The 25568-nt window shown below is 46.3% G+C and carries 14 protein-coding genes; 6 read left to right on the plus strand and 8 right to left on the minus strand.

Annotated elements, in window-relative coordinates; translation table 11 throughout:
• The first annotated feature begins 178 nt into the window (after positions 1-178).
• The 4 genes from KTO58_RS13040 to KTO58_RS13055 all read left to right on the plus strand — a co-directional run bounded on the left by KTO58_RS13040 (position 179) and on the right by KTO58_RS13055 (position 8376).
• The gene (locus KTO58_RS13040; protein ID WP_095838947.1) at positions 179-3448 is read left to right on the plus strand and encodes a HEAT repeat domain-containing protein; all 3270 of its coding nucleotides are present in this window, start codon (positions 179-181) and stop codon (positions 3446-3448) included.
• Positions 3449-3493: 45 nt separating this feature from the next.
• Positions 3494-5134: a hypothetical protein gene (locus tag KTO58_RS13045; RefSeq protein ID WP_095838946.1), complete on the plus strand. Its 1641-nt coding sequence runs from the start codon at positions 3494-3496 to the stop codon at positions 5132-5134.
• A gap of 430 nt (positions 5135-5564) precedes the next feature.
• A complete protein-coding gene (locus KTO58_RS13050) occupies positions 5565-7097 on the plus strand; it encodes a reverse transcriptase domain-containing protein (protein ID WP_095838945.1) in 1533 nt (510 codons plus the stop codon).
• A gap of 250 nt (positions 7098-7347) precedes the next feature.
• Complete coding sequence (locus tag KTO58_RS13055; protein ID WP_095838944.1) at positions 7348-8376, plus strand: endo alpha-1,4 polygalactosaminidase; 1029 nt, start codon at positions 7348-7350, stop codon at positions 8374-8376.
• A gap of 71 nt (positions 8377-8447) precedes the next feature.
• Here the strand turns inward: KTO58_RS13055 and KTO58_RS13060 are convergent, their stop codons facing one another.
• Positions 8448-11195, minus strand: coding sequence for a hypothetical protein (locus KTO58_RS13060; RefSeq protein ID WP_095838943.1), 2748 nt, complete (start codon positions 11193-11195; stop codon positions 8448-8450).
• A 132-nt stretch (positions 11196-11327) separates the two neighbouring features.
• Here KTO58_RS13060 and KTO58_RS13065 point away from each other — a divergent pair, with 132 nt between their 5' ends.
• Entirely contained in the window at positions 11328-12098 is a 771-nt protein-coding gene (locus KTO58_RS13065; protein ID WP_095838942.1) for a hypothetical protein, read from the plus strand.
• Between the two features lie 6 nt (positions 12099-12104).
• Here the strand turns inward: KTO58_RS13065 and KTO58_RS13070 are convergent, their stop codons facing one another.
• The 4 genes from KTO58_RS13070 to KTO58_RS13085 are packed head-to-tail and all read right to left on the minus strand — an operon-like array spanning position 12105 to position 18937.
• Positions 12105-13247 (minus strand): cytochrome-c peroxidase, encoded by a 1143-nt coding sequence (locus tag KTO58_RS13070; protein WP_095838941.1) that lies wholly within the window; start codon positions 13245-13247, stop codon positions 12105-12107.
• A 2-nt stretch (positions 13248-13249) separates the two neighbouring features.
• Positions 13250-14809 (minus strand): DUF6850 family outer membrane beta-barrel protein, encoded by a 1560-nt coding sequence (locus KTO58_RS13075; protein WP_157752983.1) that lies wholly within the window; start codon positions 14807-14809, stop codon positions 13250-13252.
• 3 nt (positions 14810-14812) lie between these two features.
• Entirely contained in the window at positions 14813-16144 is a 1332-nt protein-coding gene (locus tag KTO58_RS13080) for a DUF4876 domain-containing protein (RefSeq protein WP_095838939.1), read from the minus strand.
• A gap of 9 nt (positions 16145-16153) precedes the next feature.
• Entirely contained in the window at positions 16154-18937 is a 2784-nt protein-coding gene (locus KTO58_RS13085) for a TonB-dependent receptor (RefSeq protein WP_157752982.1), read from the minus strand.
• 681 nt (positions 18938-19618) lie between these two features.
• Here KTO58_RS13085 and KTO58_RS13090 point away from each other — a divergent pair.
• Positions 19619-22777 (plus strand): TonB-dependent receptor, encoded by a 3159-nt coding sequence (locus KTO58_RS13090; RefSeq protein WP_095838937.1) that lies wholly within the window; start codon positions 19619-19621, stop codon positions 22775-22777.
• 65 nt (positions 22778-22842) lie between these two features.
• Here the strand turns inward: KTO58_RS13090 and KTO58_RS13095 are convergent, their stop codons facing one another.
• The 3 genes from KTO58_RS13095 to KTO58_RS13105 all read right to left on the minus strand — a co-directional run bounded on the left by KTO58_RS13095 (position 22843) and on the right by KTO58_RS13105 (position 25548).
• Positions 22843-23784: a sterol desaturase family protein gene (locus KTO58_RS13095; protein ID WP_095838936.1), complete on the minus strand. Its 942-nt coding sequence runs from the start codon at positions 23782-23784 to the stop codon at positions 22843-22845.
• A gap of 4 nt (positions 23785-23788) precedes the next feature.
• Positions 23789-23959: a hypothetical protein gene (locus KTO58_RS13100; protein WP_198314919.1), complete on the minus strand. Its 171-nt coding sequence runs from the start codon at positions 23957-23959 to the stop codon at positions 23789-23791.
• 182 nt (positions 23960-24141) lie between these two features.
• Positions 24142-25548 carry an MATE family efflux transporter gene (locus tag KTO58_RS13105; RefSeq protein ID WP_095838935.1) on the minus strand — a complete coding sequence of 469 codons (1407 nt, stop codon included), beginning with the start codon at positions 25546-25548 and terminating at the stop codon, positions 24142-24144.
• Positions 25549-25568: the final 20 nt, after the last annotated feature.

Consider the following 25568-nt stretch of genomic DNA (forward strand, 5'->3'; position numbering starts at 1 on the left):
AACTTTTTTTAAATGTTCGTTGCTTTTGCTAACCTATTGGTTTTCCGACTGATGCCATCCCGGAAATCAGGTATAAATGCAGTAAACAAATAAAGTATTTAAAAAACTATATCTGTGTACAGTTGAATTTTATTAGTTTGTAGCCGTTTTTTGATTGTAGCGATATCAACGTTTGTACATGCGACTTGTCAGAAATGTGAAGCTCTTCTTCAAGGAGGGCAACTCCGATAAAACATATGAGATAGACCTTTGCGAAACCGGCCCTGATCTCTACCTTGTCAACTTCCGATACGGAAAACGTAATGGTCCTTTAAAAGAAGGTACTAAAACGGTAGCACCGGTGTCCCTGGCAACGGCGACAACGCTGTTTGACGCATTGGAAAAGGAAAAGCGTAACAAGGGATACCTGGGTGAGCAGGAATCGGTATCGGTACAGGAATTATCTGTAGAGCCGGCGGACCTGTCTGCCGTCACTCATCCTGCCCATCGGGCGATCCTGCAGCGTTTACAGGATGCTATCAACAACAGTAACAGCTATAAGACTAACCGCCGTGTTTCTAGGGTGATCTGGAAAGCAGGACAGTATAAGCTGGCTGCTGCGGTCCCGTATATCATCAAGCTGGTGGATCGTGGCAATGCGATGCAGCGTTATTCCGCCTTATGGGCGCTGGGCCGTTGCGGAGATGCGGCAGCGGTTCCGGTACTACGGGCTTACTTTGAGAACAGCTCTTATCCGTATCACCTGCGGATGCTGGCAGCCAATGCATTGCTGCTGGTATTACCGGAAGCAGAAAAAGCCCAGCATATCCAATACTTCGTGCAGGGGTTACCGGAGCCATTACAGGCTGCGATACAATCGGGTAATGCTATGGCCCTTTTGCAGTTGTTGCGCGAAAGGGTACAGCTGCAGGTACAACCTCAGTATCCAGTGCTGGAAGAGCTGTATATTGTCTCCTCCACTTCTGTCCCCGTAAAACAAGCCCTGGTCACATTGTTGCCGGAATTGCCATTACGGCCCAATTACTTCCAGCACCTGCGTCACATCTTCAAGCAGGCAGAATTGCGGGAAGACCTGCAGATAATAGCTATACTGGCCGGCAGGTTTGACCGGGAGCCACCGATGTTCAATATCAGCAACCGTGGCTATGAAGACTATACGCCATCGGTGTATGTTGCAGAACTGGCACAGGCGTTAAAGGCAGAAAAGGAATTAAAGAAATCCAACAGCCGGATCGCCTTCTCCAACCTTACCAAAGGTTATTTACGCCGGCGGACGGTACGTACGCTGAGAGAATATGGAGAACAGGAGAACATCATGTATGTAAGGCTGGCCACTGCGCTGTTATTACAATATGACGAGGCCCGGGATGGCAGGCAAGCCTATCATACACAACAATATCAATACATCAATGGCAGGTATGAGGTGGTGCAACATCAGCATCCAGCACATGAGCACTGTGTATACCTGCACTACATATTACAAGGGAATGCGCCTGATATTAAACTGGATAAGTCTGGTAGTCGCTGGTATTTTAGCCGCTCGCAACCGGATGCCGGTAAAACGACAGCGCCTGCAGCAGAACAGCCCAAAAGCCTAATCGGTCGTTTATTCAGCTGGGTAAGTTCCGACAAGCAAAAGGCTGGTAACACCCCTCCTCCCCCTGCTGCAACGCCTGCATCTCCGGTGAGTAATGTGCCTTTTTTACATCTGTGGCAGCAGCTACCGATGGCTTTTCTACAACTACTGGTATCTGCCCGGATGAATGATATTCATCTTTTCGCGATGGAGCAGCTGAAGGCACATCCGGAGTACACGGCATTAAAACAAAAGATGGATGTACCCGCGATACGCGGGTTGCTGGCCAGCGAATTTCATATCCCTCAACATTTTGGTTTAGAGCTGGCGCAGGAGCATTATAATCCCGCGCAGCCTTCTTTGCCCCTATTCCTGGCACTGGTGCATAGTCCGCTGGATATTGCCCGTGAGACCGGCATGCAATATATCCGGCAGCATCTGCCGTTATGTTTCGGAGATGCTGATTTTGTGATACAGGTGGTCTTCAGTGCATGGAATAATGTGCGTGCTTTTGCCCGTGCCGAAATGGGTGGGGTGTTGCTATCACAGGAGCAGGCACAGGTGCTGTGCGGTAAAGCCATTTCCTGGATATTGACACTGCCTGGTGCTACACCGGCCGGCAACGATGCCCTGAATGAAGGCTGTGGTATCCTGGAACAACATTATGCAAACGCCTTACGCAATATCAGCACAACGATCATCCAGGATCTGTTGCAAAGTCCTATCCCGGCTGCACATGCACTTGCTGCAAGGCTGCTGTTATTGAAGCAGGGCGCTTTTGATTACGACACTTTGCCGGATGAACTGCTGGAAAACCTGTTGCACAATGGGTATGCCCCTGTGCGGGCTGCCGGTCTTGCTATATTAGGCGGCATGCGTAGTGATAGCCTGATCGCTCGTCCGGAATTGCTGTTAAGGGCATGTTTATCTGCCTATAGCGACACCCGGATGGAGACCGGCACATTGGTAAAAAAGCTGGCGCAGGCGGACAGGCGTTTAGGGGTATGGCTGGCCAACGAGCTGGTGCCCCGATTAATGCGAAAAGAAACTTCCGAAGGTCTTCACCAGGATATAGGTCATATACTCAGCAATGACCTGGTGGACTATCTGCAGGATGTAGATACAGCTACGGCGTTACGGTTAGTGTATTCCAACTACCGCCCGGCACAGGAGTTTGGCGTGGTGGTGCTGGACCGGTATATTCCGCCTGCAGCGCTTACGTTGCGGCAGGTGATCGCTGCAGGCAGCCACGAGTTACGGGCAGTAAGGGAATGGTGCTGGCGTTTTTATGAGCAACAGTTGGCCCGTATACGCTATGAAAGGGAAGCTGCGATCACAATATTAGATGCCAAGTGGGATGACACCCGTGGTTTTGCCAAAGATTTCTTCCGGACAAAATTCAGCGACCAGGACTGGACACCCGAGACGCTGGTAGCGATTGCCGATAGTGTGCGTCCGGATATACAGGCTTTCGGCCGGGATTTGTTACTGAAGTTCTTCCGTACAGAGGACGGTCCATCCTACTTGTTGCAGCTAAGCCAGCATCCCAGTGTGAGTATGCAGCTGTTTGCCACAGGCTACCTGGCCAGTTATGCTCAGGACAACCTGGTTTACATGCAGCAGCTGGAGCACTACTTCCGCTCGGTATTATCGCGAGTAAACAAAGCACGGGTGGCCAAAGAACGGATCTTCAGCTTCCTTCATCAGGAGGCACTGCGGTCCGAGGAAGCGGCAGTCTATATCAGCGAGATCATTACAACGGTATCTGCTACAGTATCCATAGGCGATAAGGCTACCTGTATTACGATCATGCGGGATATACATACCCGCTATCCTGATATTCCTTTACCGATCAAGGTGGTTACTTATTGATCGGTCTATTACTGATTCAGTTATTGGAAAACAGCAAATTCGTTTATGTTATTTAATTACAGATATAGCGGTCATTCACAGGTGTATAGCAATGCCAGTTCCACTGCTGTCTCTTTTGCGCCGGACACGCACCGGGATCCGACCTTTTTTGTAGGTAAGCTGCATAAGAAGATCGCTTTCCGGGAGGCTATCTCAGCGTTACATGATGTCGTAGTATCAGACCTGCGTTTCAAACCGAAGGACAAGACTGCCTATAAGGAATGGGCGGCGGAACAGGAATCGATATGGCTGGCGGAGTATATGGGTCAATATGATGCGGCGGCAGCCGACCAGCGCATTGATCATATACGATCTGAATTAAGCCAGATCGGTACAGAGCGGGATAAGGTGATGGGGCCATTTTACAAAGCCCGCAAGACCTATTTTGATTACTTATATCAAAAAGAAAGAGATGCATGGTTTGTACTGGACCCGGTGATCAGCGTACATCCTGATGAGATATTCTTTGAATGTTTCAGCCAGGATGAGTCTACCTATGGTAAGCTGAGTGCGAATTATAATGTGTTCAAGGAGGTGAATGAGTTTGAGTGTGGTACTACGAATATTGACTATTCAGCCGCTTTATACAATGAGTTCCAGAAAATCAGGGACTATAAGGAAACCGACTTTAAGATAGAGCCGGCGGGCTTCTCTGTACAGACCTCCCAGGAGGAACTGTATCATGAAGTGAAGATCGATCTGCCTGACAGTTGGGTTCGGGGCTTTTTGCAGGTGAGTTCTGCGATGACGTTGCCTGCCGCGAGATTTGACCTGCATCCGATGGATGTATATAATTTCTGTCTGTGGTTAAGGCGATTCAAAGAGAAGAAGGGGCCACGATCTATCCGGTTTATTCTGGAACCAGGCAAGCCGGTGCGGGCGATATTTGAGCCTTGGAATCATGAGATCGTATGTGCGCGTTCATTATACACCGGCGCTCAACGTCGCGAGATCCGTATCTGGGGCCGTAGACGGTTGCTGATACTGGAGCGGCTGATCCCGATCGCTAAAAAATTTACCGTACATCTGACCGGCAACGGATTACCGTCTTTTTATGTAGCAGATCTGGGGGATATGCAATTTACGCTGGGTTTATCCGGCTGGACGACGAATGACTGGTCGAGAGCAGGTCAGTTTGATCTGATGGCTCCCCGGGCACAGGTGGGAGATGAGGCGAAGCTGAAGGTATATGCTGCTTTGAAGAGCCGGTGGATGTCTACTCCTGATGCGCTGGCCAGCGCAACAGGCTTGGACCGTGCGACGGTATTGGGAGCATTAGGTATCTATACGCAGGCCGGGAAAGTAATCTTTGATCTGCATACCGGGCTTTATCGCCTGCGTGAGTTAAGCAGAGAGCCGTTACCGTTAGAGTCATTACGATTTGCCAATGAGCAGGAAGCTGCCGCCAACAAACTGGTGGAGCAGCAAAAAATAACGGTACAGGCACAGGATATCCCCGGTATAGGGTTGCAGTTGAGCGGAGAGATCAAAGGTGCACAGCGCAAGTATCATCCGGTAATCGTAATAGATGCTGATGAACGGATGAGTGAAGCACATTGTGACTGTTATCACTATACGACAAATAAGCTATACAAAGGACCATGCGAACATATGCTGGCATTGCGTATAGCTTATGTAAAAAAATAATTGCGGTAATACTTTTCACCTATCGTATTATTTTTTATCTTGCTGGTTCTTAATAACGATGTTCTTTGTAAGGAGGAAAAATGATTGCACTTGCGCCCTTTTATAGGGAAGAGTGATGTTTCGTCACTCAGGTAACATGACTATACATGCTTCACTAAATGCAATCTTTACTTTGGGAGGGGCGTACCTATGCACAATTTACGGTTCACGCCCCCGGGGCGCAAATTATGCATAGGTACGCCCCTCCCTGGAGTTGATTGATTTAGTCAATGGCTAGCACGAAGGCCTTTTTTCCTCTTTACACTACATTGTTTTTCCGACCCGGCAATCAGGCAAATCTCACTACAGCCTGGGGCCAACATTACTCCACTGTAGTTTGCACTTCGCCACATTTTTCACCTTATTTTTCAGTAAGAAAATAGCCGACACTATGGCCGAAGGTTTGACGCGTCAACAACTTTACGACCGCATTCGTTCCTCTTCCAAAGAGGAATACATCCTGAACGAAATGGTCCGCCTTGGTTTCTGGGCGCATCAGACAGCCACTCCTACCCTTCCGGAATCGATATTAAACCGGGAGCGGGAATTGCGTAAAGAGCTGGGAGATCTCCTGGCGGAAAAACAGAAGTACCGCGATAAGGAACGTTTATTAGCAGAGATGCGTAAGCAACGTATGGAAGCTGCCAAACAAAAACGAGCGGCTACCAAACAACGCCGGGAAGAGGAGCGGCAGTCCAGGGCTGCAGCATGGACCTTACAGAAAGCGCACAGCGTAGTATATCTTGGGGAAGATGTTTCTGCGGGGTTGAATAAAGCGGTGTCGGATACGGTACAACTCGCCAAATATGGCTTACCACTGTTTCACAATGGCGAAGCATTAGCCACCGCCATGGGCGTCAGCCTCGGCACGTTACGTTTCCTAGCGTTCAACCGTAACGTAGGGTATATCTCTCATTATAAACGTTTCAAACTACCCAAAAAGTCCGGCGGGCACAGGACTATCTCTGCTCCGATGCCTCAGTTAAAAGCGGCACAACACTGGATACTCGAACATATACTCTACAAGGTACCCCACAGCCCTGCTGCACATGGTTTTGTACCGGAACGGTCTATTGTTACCAACGCAGCTCCTCACGTAGGGCAAGATATTGTGATCAATATCGACCTGAAGGATTTCTTCCCTTCTATCGCCTACAAACGTGTCAAAGGTTTATTCTGTAAGTTGGGTTATTCAGAGCAGGTAGCTACTATTTTAGGCTTACTCTGTACGGAACCTGAAGTGGATGAGGTATCGCTGGATAACCGGACCTATTATGTAGCCAAAACAGCCCGTCATTTGCCGCAGGGGGCACCTACCAGTCCTGCTATCACTAACCTGATATGTTTTAAACTGGACCGCCGGTTTGAAGGATTAGCAGCCAGGCTGGGTTATACCTATACCCGATATGCCGATGACATGACCTTTTCTACCAAAGGAGCGGCGGCTGAAAAGCCAGGGCAGCTGATATGGTCTGTCAAACAAGTGGTTAAGGAAGAAGGCTTTACCATACACCCGGATAAATTGAAGGTGATGCGTAAAGGCGACCAGCGTGCAGTAACAGGGATCGTAGTGAACGAGCAGCTGAGCCTTGATCGTGCCACACTTCGTAAATTCCGGGCATTGCTGCACCAGATATCCCAAACCGGCCTGGCTAATAAAAGCTGGGGTAAAGGCAACATCATTAGCAGCATGGAAGGTTACGCCAATTATGTCGCTATGGTGAAACCAGCCTTAGGGGCACAGTTTAAACAAACACTTGCCAACCTGCTGGCCAGGGATGATATCAAACAAGCGGCCAGGGCTATGTGGACAGGTACACCTGTTTCTCCGGTTCCTATACCTGCACCTACTCCTACAGCATCTCCTGCTAAGGAGGAAACGCCACCTCCTGCCGGTGATAAGCCCTGGTGGGATGTATTGTAACAACTTGTTAAAGGGCCTTGTAAAGGCCCTTCTTTTATCGGTAACCTTCCTCTCCGAATGAAGAAATACGTTTATCATTATTATACTGTTAACATTCTGTTTTTACCCGACAGCATGCAACAATAAGCCATAATTATCCGTTATTTGCTTGTCCGTTATTTACGACGGTTCAGTGAACAGTTTTTTTATTTTAGTGCTGTATCCTAGTTCTGCATTTTTTAACCCAACTATTATTTAAAAACCGCTCCTTATGAAGTTCATGAAAACCTATCTTTCGGCATTGCCGTTAGCACTGTGTCTTTATTCCTGCGCCAAAACGAATCAGGATCAATTACCGACCTCTACAGACAGAAACCCACAAACAGAAGCGATCAACTACCGGCAGGAAATGCGGAATTTCGTGATCGGTATCAGCAAGTATGCTAAAGGTATTTCACCTGGTTTTGCGATCATTCCGCAGAATGGACCGGAGCTGCTCACTACTGACGGGCAGGAAGACGGACCATTGGCCACTGCCTATATTGCAGCGATCGATGGCATTGGACGCGAAAATCTGCTTTATGGCTATGACTATAAGAATGATGTGCGTACCCCCGAAGAGGATATACTGTATATGCAGGCTTTCTGCGACCGGGTCAAAGCCACCAAAAAAGTGTTGGTAACCGATTATTGTCATACACCGAAAAACGTGGACAGCTCCTATGTACAGAACAACCGGAAAGGATACATTTCTTTTGCATCTCCTACCCGGGAAATGGATAAGATACCTGCTTATCCAGCCAAACCATATGCAGAGAATAATGCGAACATCAATACCCTGATGCAGGCTAAAAACTTCCTATATCTTATCAATCCGGAAAAGTATACTAATAAACAAGCCTTCATTTCGGAGATATCACGTACTAATTACGACGTGTTGCTGATGGATCTTTACTTCAACGATAAGCATATCGCCTTTACAGCAGCAGAGATCGACCAGTTAAAGCACAAGGCCAATGGCGGTAAGCGACTGGTGATCTGTTATCTGTCTATTGGCCAGGTAGAGAAATATCGTTATTACTGGCAGCCAAACTGGAAAACGGGTAACCCGGTATTTGTAGGACCGGTAGACCCTCACTGGAAAGGTAATTTGTATTGCCAGTACTGGAATGCCGACTGGCAATCTATTATCTACGGAAAAGATGACTCCTATCTGAAAAAGATACTGGATGCCCATTTTGACGGTGCTTACCTCGACATTATTGACGCTTACGATCATTATGAAAATCCATCTAAATAACCGTTGCACTGTATAAATCGATATGGCCTGCTGTTATTCACAACAGGCCATATTGATTTATTGCGATTATATTATTTTACGATACGCCTGCGTTCCCAGATATTAAAGAGCGGCAGGTCGAAGAATATGCCGAAGTAAAGTCGGAAGGCATTGTATTGCGGCTGATCTTTACTAAAGTTGCGCAACTTAGGTGTATACTGTATGCCAGTAGATGCGACCAGTGGAGTGCCAGGTATAGCTACTGCCAGATGAGCACCAGGGCTAATAATCTGTTCCCAGTTCACCTGCTGTGGCAATACGGTATCTGCTCCGTTCTGCAGCCGGTAGGATACTACTGCAGCTGGGTCAATGATGCTCAAGGTAAAGGTCATGGTCAGGTCTTTCCTTTTGCGGATGTTATCCCGTTTGAGTTTAATTTTGTCGGGATTCATGATCTGATCGTAGGTAAGTGTGTCTGCTGCGGGAATCTTTTTTCCAAAGGTTTTACTAACAGAGATACCGATGGGTACGGACAGCCCATATACGGCTCCCGGTTCTTTACCTGATTGTTTGTTACGAATGCTGGGATCAACGATTTCATGGCCGATGTAGGGACCTACAAAAGCATTGAGATCTACTGACCACCAGGTGTTTCGTTTTCTTTTATAAGATCCGGGAGGCAATGCATAAGATTCTACCACCCTGGCTAATTGTTTATCGTTTTGTGCCAGCGCGGCATCATTCAGAAAGCCGCTTAATTTACGGATGAGCTGCAGGGCATGGCGGTCCTTTTCAAATACAACGGCAGCCAGTTTACTGGTTTTAGCGAACAGGATGGTATCTGCTCCCTGTACTTTAAAGTTATATTTCGCGGCCATTGTATAATCTTTTTTATTGGCCGCGATCTCTTTTTCCAGGCTCCCTTTAATATGTGAGAATAAGGTAGAGGGGTCTTTATCCAACGCTGACAGTTGTGCCAGGGAGAGTTTTAGCTGGCTTTTACTTTTGCTGGTATACAGCAATGTATCGATGAGTGAAATGGTCTGGTATACTGCGCCCGCAAAGTTCTTTTTGGAGATCAGATTATAGATCTCGTATACTTCTCCGGTATAGTGCAGTGCCCGGCTCATCTCTGCTACCCGGGAAGTAAAGATATCGGGGGTACCTGGTTGTATATCCAAGATAGAAGTAAGCTGGTATACAGCAGACCATACATTATAGGCATTATACGCCCAGTCTTTCTGTCCGGCAGCTTCCAGCTGGTCCTGTTTGCGAACAAATTCTTCCCGTATCTTATCGACCTGCCCGATGGCTGCTTCTACTTTGCCTAGAAACTGCCTGACCTGTTCGGCACTGATACCACTACCTTCGAAGGGAAATACCGGGCTGTTGCCGATGCGGACAATCCTGCTGATGGAGTGATTATACTTCAGGTCCAATAAGCTTAACATCATCTCCAGTTCATCCCGGCTTAACAACCGGTAGTCTTCATATTTCAGCAGGCGGTATCCACCAGCCGTATCGGGCAGGAACAGCTCGTTGTTAACGCCATACAGTAAGTTGATGAAATCGCCGAATCCTCTGTCATTGGACCTTACCGCCGCATTCGAGAGGTAGATGGTTTTGATCATGTCGCGATAGGAGTAACGTTTCATGAGCATATCTGCCATATCACAGGCGGCGATCAGATAAGGGCGGTATGCGGTATCCATCCAGGGCAGGCGTTGTGTAAGCCAGTTGCTGCTGAGAACGTTGCGTGGCATCTGGGCAAAGTCTTTGGACAATGCATACTGCCATTGGGCGCCCATGTTCGGTATTTCATATATTTCATTGGCTTGCAGCAACCGTATGGTTGCAGGGAAGAATGTGCTGACCAGTTCATATCTGTTGGCATTTTTGGTGATGGTTTCGAAGAACCACATCACGGACTCCTGCTTCACGCGTTTGGCGATATAGATCGCCAGTGCATCAATCATTTCACTTTGGGTAGGTAATTTCCAGGTATTCGTTTGTAGCAGGTTGTCCTGATTGAGGCGGGCCTGTACTGCAGCCTGACTGTAAAGTTCCTTTTTAGCCTCGTCAAAGATCTCTTTGGGTATCCTGTAGTCAGGCGCCTCAATGATGGACTTCAGCGCACCTTGGAGGTCCATGATATTGACGTCGATGTATTTTATGGTCTTAATTTTGGTATTCGTCAACCTGGTTTCCCGTTGGTCTATCTCCAGATCCAACGCCTGTAGTTCTTTACTCTTGGAAGACAACCAGGTAGCGTCCAACTGATATTTGATATAGGTGGTGTCTTCCAGCGCCAGTTTATTGACGGTATCTTTAATGGGTGCTATCACCCTGGTCAAACTATCAACGGATCTTAACAAGGCCTGTTGCGTTGCTTGTTTGTTTTTGAGATCCTGTAATTGCAGTTGGTAACTTTTGAGTGTATCCAATAATGCCTTTTCCGCCGGTCTCCTGAAATCCAGCTCATGCCGGGTGAGGTATTCCTGGGTAAACAAGGTATCGTAAGACTTTACGCTGGACCTGATCAGTCGTTTCAATCCGTCATATAGTGACGGATATCTTGTGCGCAGGGTACGGCCCAATAATTCCACCAGTTCGTCCGATTCTCTGTCTTGCAGATTAGCGTACCAGATAAGGCTTCCCAATAGCTGGGATTGCTGGGTCAGTGAGATGGTCTCTGGTGCCCTTTTGAGTTTGTTAAATGCCCTGGCTACTTCGTAGGCATTGCGTAGCAACAAGGTATCTTTCAGAGGGGTGGCGTTTATGGTCATAGCAGGGCATATGGCCAGTATCCATAGTGACAGTAACCAGTAAAATTTTTTCATTTGACGGTATTGAGGTTAGGCATAAAGCTGAGGAACCTTTTTACATGACACAAGATAGCTATTTTCACCGCAGAACTACAAGCACTCCTGTTGCATCTACGTTAATTACAGCTATTTACGTATGTTTACAAGATGAATTACCGAAAATTTATACCCCTGTATGTATTAATCCTGATAATCACCTTGTTTTGTGCCTGTAAGGGTAAACGTTATCATCACACCCGGGATTGCGGTCCTTTTACCATTGTTTCGGATGCCCGTCCGGCGGGGTTTCTTGATACGGATTACCAGTTTACGATCTTATACAATGGCGATAAAATTCCTTTGGGAGACTTTATTCTCAACCCGGTACCTTTTGACACCCCTATCATTGTCAATACACATCCACCGGCGTTGCTGCTGTCGCTGGTCAAACATTACAACAACGAGCGGGAGCTGGTATTACTATCGGAAAAATCCGGCCATCCGCATTTTGTGACACTGCACAGGAATACGGATTATTACGGTATGCCCCGGGCTATCCAGGAAGTAGGCAGTACTTTGCTGCTGACCGGGAACAAATTGCTGGACAGAAGGACTCTGAAGGTGTATGACCTGCCTGCTCCTGATAGTGCTTCACCGTATATTCATGCTGATTTCTTCGGTTTGTCGCCAGATGGGCGCAGTGTCGTACGGGGCCTGGCAAAACTGTCTGATCTTAAGCTGATGGAGACAGAATTTGCGACCGGACGGACCGTTATACACCCTGTTGATACCAGCTATATGATCGTGCCGCTGACAGATGCTGGCAGTATTTATATTGATACCAAGCCATTACAAAAGTTTCTCCGGACCTATTTTGAATGGACGGTACAAGACGGCAGATCCCGGCTGAAAGCCATGGACACTATACTTCACCACTAAGCACCGTTAGGGTAATACGGGTGCGCGTTCTTTCCAGGGCTCCGTGGTGATCGCTCCCAGAAATGCGATGACGGCATCTCTTTCGGCGGTAGTTAGCTGCAAGGGTTGCAGGTGGGGAGACTTTACCGGGTATAGCAGATCTTTTTCCTGACCAGGTTTCCGCCGGGGTTGAGGCATACCGGCATTGTACATATTGAGGAGCCCTTCGATATTGTCGAAGATGCCATTATGGAACCAGGGGCGGGTACGCAGTACGTTTCGTAATCCTGGTGTTTTGAACTTCCCTACATCGGCGGGATCTTTTGTAATGTTATATCTTCCCAGGTCTTCGCGCTCGCGGCCGTAATAGGTCAATCCGACGTTATGAAATTCTCCATCTGTAAATAATGGACCATTGTGGCAATTGATACAGCGGGCCTTTGTGCGGAACAGGTGCAAGCCTAGTAGTTGCTGGTCGGTCAGTTTATTTTTTTTCCCACTGAGGAAATAATCAAAATCAGTCTTACGGCTGGTGATCGTCCGCTGGTAAGTAGCTAGTGCGCTCATGATGCGTGCGGTGGTAACCTTTTTGTCGCCGAAAGCGGCAGCAAACAGCAGGTGGTATCCTGGTATAGCCCTTAGTTCTGCCGGTAACTCGTTCAGGTCCTGGTGCATTTCGACCGGTGAACTGATCGGCGACATGGCCTGGTCTTCAAGGCTATTGGAGCGTCCATCCCAGAAAAGTTTTTTGAAGAACCAGACATTTTCCAGGGAAGGGGCATTACGTTTGTTAGCAGCGTGGTCATGCCCGACAGACACTTCTCTCCCATCAGCCCAGTTCAGGTCAGGCGCATGGCAACTGGAACAAGACAATTGATTGGATCCGGATAAACGAGGGTCAAAAAACAAGGTCTTTCCCAGCGCGATCATCGCTTTGAGGGAGTCTTTTTTTGCCTCTAACGGAGACGGGGGCAGTATACCCAGTTCAATCAGCTTCACGCCTGCGTCGAGATGAGGTGCAGGCCACATATCCGGTGATTGGGAATAGATGGCGCGCAAGGAATCTACCGGAATTTCCCGGTAAGTAGTATCCTGGTAGGTACGAAAAGAGATAATGAGCAAGCCGGTAGCGGCTAGTATAGTCAGTCGTATAGAGTTGGTCAGTCGCATAGTTAAAAATAAAGTCCGATAGACAATTTACCTGTGAACCGGTCGTTGCCAGGTATGGACAAAGGGATGCGTCCGGCAGGTAGGGCGCCATCTTTGACGCTTCTTTCGTAACCGGCGCTTAGTTTAAGCGCAGCTTGCAGATGTAGCAGGAGCGGCATGCTGTAAGCCGCAGAAAGATGGCATAGTAACCGGTCAGTGCCATTATATAAGTAATCATGGTAGATGACGTATGGCGCAAATATGTACTTATTACTTTCCTTTACGATAAACTGCTGTGATAATGTATGCTGGTATCCCATGTATCCATCTATACCCCATGATATCTGCTGTTTTAAGAATCTGTTAAGTCCCCATCCTGCGGTTAGTATCAGCTGGTCGTATCCTACTTTGTTGGTATAACTTCCATCCTGTCGTAATTCGTTCACCAATCTGCCGCTAAGGAATATATTACGCAGTACGTCTCCCCTATCCCGGGTATGTATCAGTTTCACCAAGTAGCTGCTGTAATCGTATAAATAGTTCTTTCCCTGCAAAGCAGTATTGAAGTCTCTTCCATATTGCATAAAAGCAGCAATATCAAGTGCCAATCTGCCTTTTCTGGTATCTTTCTGCCATCGCAGTTGAATATCTCTTGTATTCAGGGAATATTCGTTAAGATAAGACTTCCCGGTTGATATCTTTAGGAATTGGAAGATATCCTGTTGTTCGTTGATGAGTTTAACAGTTCCGCTGATCTCACCTATAGCGGATTTGCTATAGATATAAAATTCCGGGCCTGTACGGCGGAAGTCATTCTGGTATAATCGTCTCATCGGGCTTTGTTCCTGTTGCCCATATCCATTCATTTCCCAGTTGACATAATCGGGGAAAGCGACAGATTCGTAGTAGGCCTTATTTTTATAGCCTATCGCTACTTCCTCTCTACCATATCCCGCGCGGTATCCGGCACCGATGGTCACCGCGTTAAACGTCCAGCCGGTGGATATAATTCCATCAAACTGAAAATCCCGGATATAGCCTCTCGGATCATTAGTGCCATAGTGCTCTCCTATGCGGTAATCCAATCCTATAGACAGGGGTAAGTTATTACGCAGTAAATTTTTCTGTCCATAGGCTTTAAAAAGATATAGGATACGTTCGTATGCTACGGGCGCTATTGCACCATAATACACCGGTACGGAAGGGTTATTACGGCTTTGATGTGCCCATCGTGTACTGTCTTCGTAAGTTCTGCTATGGCTGAAGGCACCGAATAGTTTTATGCCCTTTAATTGCGTGGTACCTTCCGTACTGAAAGTAAGTGCCCTTATTTTAGTACTACCCTGAATAGGCGTCAATTTTCCCTTGTCATAATTGAAGTCAAGTATCACCTGGCTGTACCGGACAGGCATATGCGTACCGAGCCAAAAAGGGGATTGCCGGCCAAAGGTGTATTGTTGCCATTTTACAGAGTCTGCACGTAGTCTTACGCTGGGATTTCCATCTACCAATGTGGAGTCCTGTGCCTGTAATGGCAAGCAGGCACAGGATATCACACATAGATGTAAAATATGTTTCCACATGGGTTATTTGAATCCTTTTGGTGTGGCGATATCAACAACATCAAAATCCTCACTGGAGTTGTTAGTATCCTTCAGGATACGGCGGCCATTTTCTTCTCCTACTGTCTTCCTGATAATTGACTGGGATGTGTAGGCGCCTTTGGGTACGAAGGTGTATCCGGCATCTACAGCGGCAGCCAATTTTTTAGGTATTCTATCTGAGGGGATATGTGGTTGTACTTCTACCCCATCGATTACCAGTGATATCGGTACCTGGAAGAACAACTTAGGCTCTTTGGCGGGAGCGATGAGCGGCTCTGCGTATTGCGGTAATGTCATTGCATCAGCACCTTGTTTCATTTTGAATATTACGTAGGAGTCGCGACCAGGATTGTCTAATATCATGTCATTGGCAGCATACTGCAATACTCTCAGATTAGGTACGGAAGGGTTATCCAGATCCGTAGCGGCGGGCCTATCTCCTCTTTTCTTACGTTCTTCTACCAGGTAGGCTTCAAAGTCGGCTTTGCTTAGGTCTACTGTCAGCGCAGGATTTTTCACACTTACAGATTTTCCATCGCTGTCAACAAATGGTGTTTTATGATTCAAGGCTGTCTGTGCAATAACGATGCTTTCTCCGGGGCGCACCGGGTATTGTTTACCGGTACCGGGTATCATATAAAGATCACGCAGGTATACGTAGTCTGCATTTGCACTGATATTAGCAGGCATGCCAATCGATTTCGTCCAGTCCATCTGCCTGGTAACCGGCTGTTCGTGATATCCTTTGGAATCTGGTTCCTGGCGGCCCCAGCCCCGGCCAAAGTAAATGCTGTCTGCGTATTGTACTTCATTCGAATTATTATATATCTCGATGAACTGATCTCTGGTAATAGCTCCCTCCTGGCGGTGAGAACCGGCGTAATATACCTGTTTGATCACCCATGGGCCGATGACACCGGTTACTAATTGTAACGTGAGCATCGGGCTTTCACCGGATACAATCCGCCAGTTTTTACGGGAGGCATTGAAGACGATCGGTTTGGCGACATTGTCGCCTGTTGCTGCATTGTAAGTTACCGCATCTATGATTGCACTCACATCTACATCATAGCTACCCGCCGGTACTGCGGTGAAAAGTACTTTCCCGCTTGCATCCGCTTTCAGCTGTATATCGCTGCCGGTATTTGTATTTTTGAGCTTTACGACGGCTTCACTCAAAGGCAATTTATCATTTGCCACTGCGTAGGAAATCTGCAGGCTAACATTAGCAGGTTTAATATCGGGGGCATCATTTTTTTTACAGGCACCCAGCAGTGAAATACCGGATACAAGTATCAGTGTACCTTTTCTCATATAGTTGATTTATAGTTTTAATGAAATCTCTGCACCAAATGTTGGCGGATAATTAGGTGTAACGACGGTACCATTTTTCAGGTAGCGTGGTTGATAATTAAAGACATTAAATACGTTAAAAGAGAACTTCAGTTTTTTCCTCAGTTCCTTGCTAAGGCTTAGGTGAAAGTTTGGATGGATACGTTCCTGGTTCTGGCTGACATCCAATGATTCGTCGTATGTTTTCAGGTGTTTATAATCCGGATTTTGAGGATCATACTGTTTGATCTCTACATACTTCCCCCCCGCTGTATAGTAGGCGATGGGAACGGAAAGGTTCTTTTCCATGTAAGTTCTCCTGAAGAAATCGAACTCGGCGGTAAAACTCAGCATGAGACTGATCTTCGGGATATGTGTAACGGAGGTCAGTCGTCCGCTGCTATACCAGGAAGAACGTTTATCAGGCAAATAAACCCCCATGACTGCCGTTTCATCTCTCGTGTTAGGAATATTCTCCGCTTTTACATACCTCCATGCATCCACAAAGTACCGGGTATGGTATATGCCTCCGCTCAGATTAAAAGAGGTACTGATTGACCTAAAGACCGGTGATGACGCCATGAGGTCGATTCCCTGATTATCGGCAGACAATACATTTGAAAATACGTTTCTCGCTGAGGGTACCCGTTGCGTACCTACTTGTATATATTCAGGCTTTAATCCTGATCGGGGAACGGTATCATATACAGGTAATACCAATTGATTCCATTGCTGGATCGTCGATATACCATCTCTGTTAGATTTACTAAACATAGATAAAGAGACACGGTACTTCCCTGCCTCATACAGGGAAGTGAATTCAAATGTCTCACTACGTGATGCTTTCAGATTTTGGCCGGAAGGGTCGAAACGGTCTATGTAAAGCAGATAGAAGCTTTCTGCTACCTTTCCATTGTAACTGATCAGCAAGGGAATATCATTGAATACAGGTCCCGGAAACCGGTGTCCTAATCCCGGGGCTTTAGAAGCTCTGCCGTATGCAAATCCGATCCTCCATTTGTCTGTTACCTGGTAGCTGATATTCGTTCTGGGTGTCACGGAAACGAATCCGTTCTGGATATCCCATCTAACACCAGCGCGTACATTCATGTCGTGTTGTAATAGCCGGAAGCTAAACTGGTCTTCGATATAAAACCCCATATCTATCTGTGGTGCGATCAGGCTATAGTCATAGTAACGTTCTGACAGTTTTCCATCTAGCCTGACAGCAGTCTGTGCACGCGGCCTTGAGGGGTCGAATACCTGCCCTCTGCCTTTATTAGCTGAATAGTTCAGGTTACTACCTGCGGACAAGAAATGTCTAAGGTTGCCGGTTCCGAACTCCGTATTTGTGTTAATATTACCGGAAAGGGTAATCGGTTTACCTTCTATTAACGAGATAGCTGTATAGTTGCCAGGAGCGAATTTTCCTTCTGTGATACCCGGTTTAGTTTCATCTGTATAAACAGTTATTCCATTATTAGCATTTTCTTCCCAATAAGTCTGCTGAAATCCTGTGCTATAGCGTAAGTTTACAGAGATACTTTTTAAGAATCTGTTATTAAACGATATATTAGTGCGATTGCTAATACTGGCGTTCCAGTTGTCGAAGCTGGTTCTACGGCTGGCAGGATCGTCCGGGTCACTACGTATACCATCCACGTTCTTTCCATAGTCAAGAGACAGGGTATTGCGTACTTGGTCCCGTTGGCCAAATGACCGGCTCCACATCAGGTTTGCGTTCAACCGTTTGTAGGCTTTCAATTTGTCCCTGTTGTCCGCAAAAGATGTGGTATAGTTAGTACTGATATTAAACGATCCCCAATATTTATCAACATAAAAGCCTTTAGAAAGACTATAAGCGGTTGCATTATCCCTTAGTTGTGTTTTTACATACAAAGGAGATCTACCTGCCTGGCGATCGATAATTACTACGCCATCGGTCAGGTCACCATACTTTACAGACGGCACACCGGCAATTACCTCTACGCGCTCGATATTTTCTACTGGTATTTGTCGTAAATCTGTTCCTCCGAATGCGTAATCCCCTGAATAGCTTTGATCTCTCTTTCCATCTAACCCATAGCTACCAGCGGAATGGATCAATGCCTTTTCCAGGCCCGTGATGCCAGGATTGCGGCTTTGCATATTTGCATTATTACTGATAGGCACTCCATCCATTACAACAGCGATTCCAAAAGCGTTACTGAGTGCAAAGGGATCCCGAAAGCCTTTTTGTACATCTGCGAATGTCGACCTCAATTGAATATTTTGTACACTTTGTAATGAAGGCGGCGTAATTTTACGGTTAGGCAGTTGGTTCAGTAAATCGTTTACGCTTAGTGCGGATACCTGCTCAATGACATCTCTATCGATTACTACAGAGGAGTTTGAACTGCCATCATATTTTCGTTCTGCCGATACAGTGATCTCTTTTAATCCCAGGTTCAATTCTCTCATTTGGAGCTCCCATATTCTGCCAATGTATTCTGCGGTCTTGATTTTCTGCGTAAGCTTTTGTTTACCGATACAGGTAAATTCGATCGTCAATGTTTCTCCACTGACTGGCAATATAAATGTACCAGACTTATCTGTCATGGTCATCTGTCCTGTTTCTAACACTTTAATGCTGACCAGGAATAATGGTTGCTGTATTTGGTCGTTCACCCTCCCTTTTATCAGAGTAACTGGCTGTTGCGCATATAGGAGGTTAACGATCAGGATCAGAAAGGTAGCTAATGTACCTCTGAGCATCGTCACCGTTTGTTGATACACTCTAAATACTTTTTCGGCAAGGATCTGGTCCCCATATATCCTTGCGGGATAAATAAATACTGAGGGAAAGGCGCAAAGGTAGATGCTAGTATTATCAAATTGTTAATCAGATCGGGAATTTAAAAGACCACCTTTTTTGTAGCTTTTCCATATGCAGCAACCATATTTCATCGTATCGAATCAGTTAGAATCGGCGAATGGCCTCTATATATGATTATCGTTATTTTATATACTAAATAAATTCCGGATTCGATTAGGTTATAATTTGGTAACTATTGTCATAGATACAGTGTCTGCTTATGACATAATTGAAGCTGATTGTTCCTGTATAAAATTTCATCGCTGCTGATGGATATCTTAATGTTATTGCAGGGCACAATGGAGAACGATGGGCTACCCCCTCCTCAGAACTGGTGGATGACATACCAGCAGGCTGGGTTGAGAAGAACCATATATAATAACATATTATTAATATCAGATCATTTCTACATATCCGCTGCCGGTCTTCTACCTGAAGAAGCTTCTCCCAAAAGCCGTTCACCTGTTTAAATAATATCAAATATTTTCTCCCAAACGCTTATGTAGCATAGTTTTCCTACGGAAAAAATGTCGCATTGATATTTATTTAACATTCGCATAATACTGGAAAATTATCTTTGCCGCCGAAAAAAAAGCGAAAAAATGCGACCAAAGTCCTTATTCATCTGTCACATCATCCTATTACTATTCTGCTGTGCAGGAGGAGCGTTTGCTCAGACCACGCAAGCTTCCTTTAACGGGAAGGTATTAGACGTATCCAACGCTCCATTACCTGGTGCCAGCGTTGTAGTAAAAAACCAATCCACAGGATTTGCCGCATCCACTGTAACTAACACCAAAGGAGAATACGTATTTAAAGAACTACCATTAGGAGGCCCTTATTACATACAGGTGACCTTCATGGGCTTTACAGAGCAACGCAAATCTGGATTTACCCTCAACCAGGGCGATGTACTGTCTGTAAACTTTACTATGGGCACCAATGTAAAGGAGATCGCAGGTGTTACCATCACGGGTGTCGGTAATGCGAAAGGTAAGGTGGAGAACCTGGGCGCGGCTACTGCCGTTACCCCTAAGCTGATGAGCAGGATGCCTATCAACGGCCGTAACTTTGCCAACCTTACTGATCTGTCTCCTCTGAGCAGAGGCGGTAATATCTCTGGCCAGCTGGGTTCTTCCACTAATTTCACCATTGACGGTATGACTGCCAAGAATCCTACTTCGGCGGGTCCAACTACCAGCAGAAGTGGCGCACCCTACTCTATTTCTATTGAAGCAGTGCGTGAGTTTAAAGTAGTTACCAACCAATACGATGTTACCTATGGCCGTGCAGGCGGTGGTACGGTAAGTGCGGTGACCAAGTCTGGTACCAACACCCTGACCGGGTCTGTATTTGGTTATGGGCGTACCAACTGGCTGACTAGCCGTTATGATATCAGGGGTAACAGAAGAACCAATAATTACTCTACGTATCAGTATGGTTTCTCCCTGGGAGGTCCGATCATTAAAGATAAATTGCACTTCTTTGTGACCTGGGACCGCCAGCAGGATCAACGTTCGCTGGTTATTGCAGATGTTCAATCTGCTGCTGATGAAACCCGCTTCAACATTAACCGGCTGATGCTGGATTCTATTATTAAGATCGGCCGTGACAAATATGGCCTTTCTAAATCTCCACAGTACGGTTCGTTTAATAAAGGCCGCACATCAGACGCAGCATTCCTTCGTTTAGACTGGCAGATCAACAAGAATAACCTCCTGACGATCCGCGATAACATGACCAACGACGTGAATAAACTGGGTCTGATAGACAATACAGCCATCAACCTGCGCGAATCTGCAGGTAATGATTTCAACTTTGATAACAGTTTCCTGGTAACCTTGCGTTCTTCTCTGAACCCGAAACTGACCAACGAACTGAAAGTACAGCATTTGTACACCCGTCAGAGCAGCGAGGCCGGCGATCAGCTACCTAAGCAAAACATTCCCCGTGCGATCATCGAGAATATTCCGTCTGTATTACAAAGCGGCGCTACCCGTACTACCAACATTCAGTTCGGTGGTCACCGTTTTGCACAGGAATCTTTCCGTAACAATGTGTTCCAGATCGTAGATAATCTTTACTATAATACCAACAACATACGTTATACTTTTGGTATCGACTTCATGTATACTCACTCCCGTTCTATCTATGGCAGTGAGGTAAATGGCCGTTTCCACTACAATAACGTACAAGACTTTATCGACAATAAACCATATCGTTTCTATCGCGAGGTACCTTTAGTAAGCGACCCCAGTGTTAAATCGAGCATCTTTAACCTCGGATTCTATGGTCAGTTACAAACCAAAGTAGCGACTGGCATGGAGATCACAGCAGGTTTACGTGGAGACTACGCACACTATCCTTCTTCTCCTTTTAACCAGCTGGTATTTGATGAACTGGGGCTGCGCACTGACAACAAGCTGCGCTCCTTCATCATCCAGCCACGTTTTCAGCTGACCTGGGATGTGAACGAAAAACATCGTGATTATATCCGTCTGGGTGCCGGTGTATTTGCTTCCGACATTAACAACTACATGTTGATCAACAACCTGGTATTTGATGGTAAACACCTGGGAACTGTAGATGTGAGAACCCCGAACGTCCCCGCAGCCGACTTCCTGAGCTACCGTGCCAATCCTTCTACTACGCCTACCTTAGCTGCTTACCAGATCTCTACGATCAACACCAATGGTCCGGACGTAAAAATCCCGGTAGTATATAAGGCTAATATCTCTTATACCCGTTTCATAACTGAGCGACTGAGAGTAGGTATTACCGGTTATCTGACGCTGGGCAGAAACAACTACTTCTACATAGACAAAAACATGGCGAAAGAACCTTTCTTCACCCTGAAGGAGGAAGGTAACCGTGGTGTATATGTACCATTGGAGTCTATGCCTGCGAATGGTAATGGCGACTGGCAGAAAGGCCGTATCAGTAATAAGCTGGGACGTGTACTTGAGCTCAACAGCAATGGTAAAGTAAACCAGATGGCGGTGGTATTGGATGCATCTTATCAATACTACAAAGACGGTGAAATCTCTTTCAGCTATACCTGGAATGATGCCAAAGACAATGCATCCTTTAACGGTAACGTAGCTAACTCTGCGACCTTGTCACTGCCGGTAAAAGATGATCCGAGAGATCTGAGCAAAATGACTTATTCTGACAACCAGTTCAGACATAAGATCGTATTTTATGCCGTATCTCCTACCTGGAAAGGTTTTAGCTTTGGCATCCGTTATTCCGGTATCGGCGGTACCCGCTACAGCCTGTTATCGGGCGTGAACAGCAATGCAGACTTTGTGGCCGGGCAGAACGACCTAGCATTTGTATTTGATCCTAAAAACACGAACGTACCACAAAATATCCGCGACGGTATACAGGGCATACTGAATAACCCTGCAGCCAGCCAGAGCATTAAGGATTATATCCAGAAATACGCGGGTAGAATTGCTGAAAGAAATGGTGGTGTGAATGGTTTCTACGGTATTTTCGATTTCCGTGCTGCTAAACGCTTCTCTTTCGGCAAGACCAAAAAACATGGTCTGGAAATCTCTGCCGACCTGTTCAATGCTGCTAACTTCCTGAATAAGAAATGGGGTACTTACAAAAACCTGGGTACACAGGCCCTTTATGGTAACAAAGGCTTTGATGCTGCCAACGTACGCTTTAACTACAGTGTGAATACGGCTGGTGAAGTAATACCATCCGGCGATCCATTCCAATGGCAGATGGGCGTTAGATATAGCTTCTAAGCTGTAATCAGCAAGTAAATAAAAAAGGCGAGCCCGGAGATATCTCCAGGCTCGCTTTTTTTTATTTACTCCACGATCACCTTCGATCGTACGGGTTTGTCTTCTATCATGGACAAATCCTCCTTGTCTGGTACCGGTTCATCATCCATACGGACCATAGGTCCACCGGCAGACAATTCGCTGTTGGGCACCTTCGATTTAACGAGTGGCCATAGGAACTGCGCATACCATTCATCGCGTTCATAGTGTGAGATACCATATTCACTGGGATATTTACGGGTAATCCTTCCTGTTCCGAATATAATATCCCAGATAAAGAACATGTTACCGAAATTGCCTTTATAATAACCCACGCCATCGTCCGAAGTCACAGCATGGTGTGCGTGATGAGTGGCCGGCGTTGAGATAAAACGCTCCAATACCCAGGCCAGCGGATGTAACCATTTCTTTTGATACAGTGGTTTGTCCCATAATATACTGGAATGTGCTGCGGATACGATCAGGGACTTCAAGCCCGCTACAAATAATGCCGGATATCCCAGTCCCAGGTATACTAATGTTACCACCAGGTATACCTGTGAAAACAGCAACACATGTATCAGGTTATTCCGGAAATAAACGGCCACTCCCATATAAGGCGCGGAGTGATGTGTACGATGAAAGCGCCAAAGGAAAGGGACCTGGTGGTGTAAACGGTGGTTCCAGTATTGTGTGAGATCATCCGCCACAGCGATAATGATCACTCCCCAGAAAAAAGGGACCCAGGAAAAAGTATTTTGTAACCCTGGCAACAACACGGGCAATAATTGCAAGCTGAAATAGGCCAATATCGGCCGGAAAACAATCTTGGGTATTGCAAAACTCAGCAGGTCCAGTATAAATTCATTCCGGTCTGCCGGCCTGTTGTATAGACCCAACAGGAACTCGATAATACCTACCGCGAACAACAAGACCGGCAATCCCCAGGTATTCAGGTGCTGAAATACGATTTCCAACAGTTTTATCATAATTTTATTTTTGTTGGTTAACAGTAATCTGCTGCCCTCTTTTCTGTGCTTTCCATGGACGTTCTCCCCTTATATAGAAATACAGGAACATGAGGGCTATTGGTAGGGCATAGAGGAAGAGGGAAATAATACCATCCCGGATCAACTTTGCGGCGACCGATTTCTCTAATTTCATATACACATTTTTTGATGATTGATACAGGTAAATGGTGGTTCAGCCATACCGGCTTAATATCCATAGTCCTGCAAAAAAAATGAAGAAAGGTATCAGCACCAGTAATAATCCGATCACCAGTTTCTTCAGGAGTGTCAGCACATCTGTAAAAGACATATCACCAGTTTTGAATGAAGAAGTGATTATATACGGATAGTTTTCCATTTTCCGCTGCGGAAAATGATGACGCATCCTGCAGCCAGTACTATTTCAGAAAGTAGTATGGCACCGAAAATACCTTTTGACCCCATTTCCATTTTGACTCCCAGGAAGTATGCCAGGGGGAGCTGTACTATGTAAAACATTAATACATACATCAATGTAACAACGTATACCAGCCCGGCCGCATTTAGGGAACGTGAGATCACCATCGTATATCCAAAAAAAAAGAAGGCGACAGTCATGCAACGCAGGTAAAGTATTGCCTGCTCCTGTACAGCGGGATCGCTGGTAAATATTCCGGTTATTTCCGGGGTAAAGAGCATTAACATTAATGAGATAAAACCGAGGAAACACATATTGAACAGGCCTGTCTTCCAGACGGACTGTTCGGCACGGTCGGGTCGGCCTGCCCCCAGGTTCTGGCCGGTCAGTACACCTGCGGCGTTCGCAATTCCCCAAGCTGGTAATGTAGCACAAATAATGATCCTATCGGCAATGATATAGCCGGTCAGCGTTGCCTCGCCCAGCTTTGAGACGATCGTTATCATCAGTAGCCAGCTGGAAGCCGGTATCAGATATTGCAATGTACCTGCGGCACCAAGCTGAAGGAGCCGCTTCATGATGGATGGCACGATCATCAGTTGATTACGTCCGATCACCAATGCGTTACGTTTTCTGCTGAGGTACCAAAACTGATAACATACAGCTGTCATGTTACCAATTCCATTGCCAATTGCCGCACCGACTAACCCCATAGCAGGGATAGGTCCAAATCCGAATATAAAGATGCCCCCGGCTATCGTATTGATGAGAAATGCCAGCAAGAAAGCGCGCATTGCCATGGCGGCATCGCCTGAGCCCCTGAAGATACCGTTCATTAAGACACGTAAGGTTAAAAATATGATACAGCCGAAACGGATCTTTGAATAGAGGTCTCCCTCAGCGGCCAACTGTTCAGATGCTCCTATCCCCAAAAAAATCTGTTTATTAAAAAGGATGGCCAGTCCGCCAAACAATATTGCAGCAATGAGTCCGGTGTAGATAGATTGTACGGCCGTTAAGCCAGCGGCTCTTGGCTTTCGTTCACCGATCCTGCGGGCGATGAGTGAACTCGCTGCTATATTCAGGCCGACGGGGATAGAATAGATCACCAGTATTACGGTACCGATCATGCCTGCTATTGTGATCGCACTATCTCCCAGCCGGCTAACATACAAAAGATCCACCACGACAAACATCGACTCTATGAGGAGCTCTATCATAGCGGGGAGCGATAAGAGGAAAGCAGCCCGGGTGACGCTACTGGTAGTAAAATTTTTCTCTGTACCCAGCAGTGCGATCTTGAATAAGTTAAAGACGGAACGTGTTCTTACGAGCAGGGAATTCATAATACCTTATGTATCTTTTT

It is taken from the genome of Chitinophaga pendula, from assembly GCF_020386615.1.
GTDB classification, from domain to species: Bacteria; Bacteroidota; Bacteroidia; order Chitinophagales; family Chitinophagaceae; genus Chitinophaga; species Chitinophaga pendula.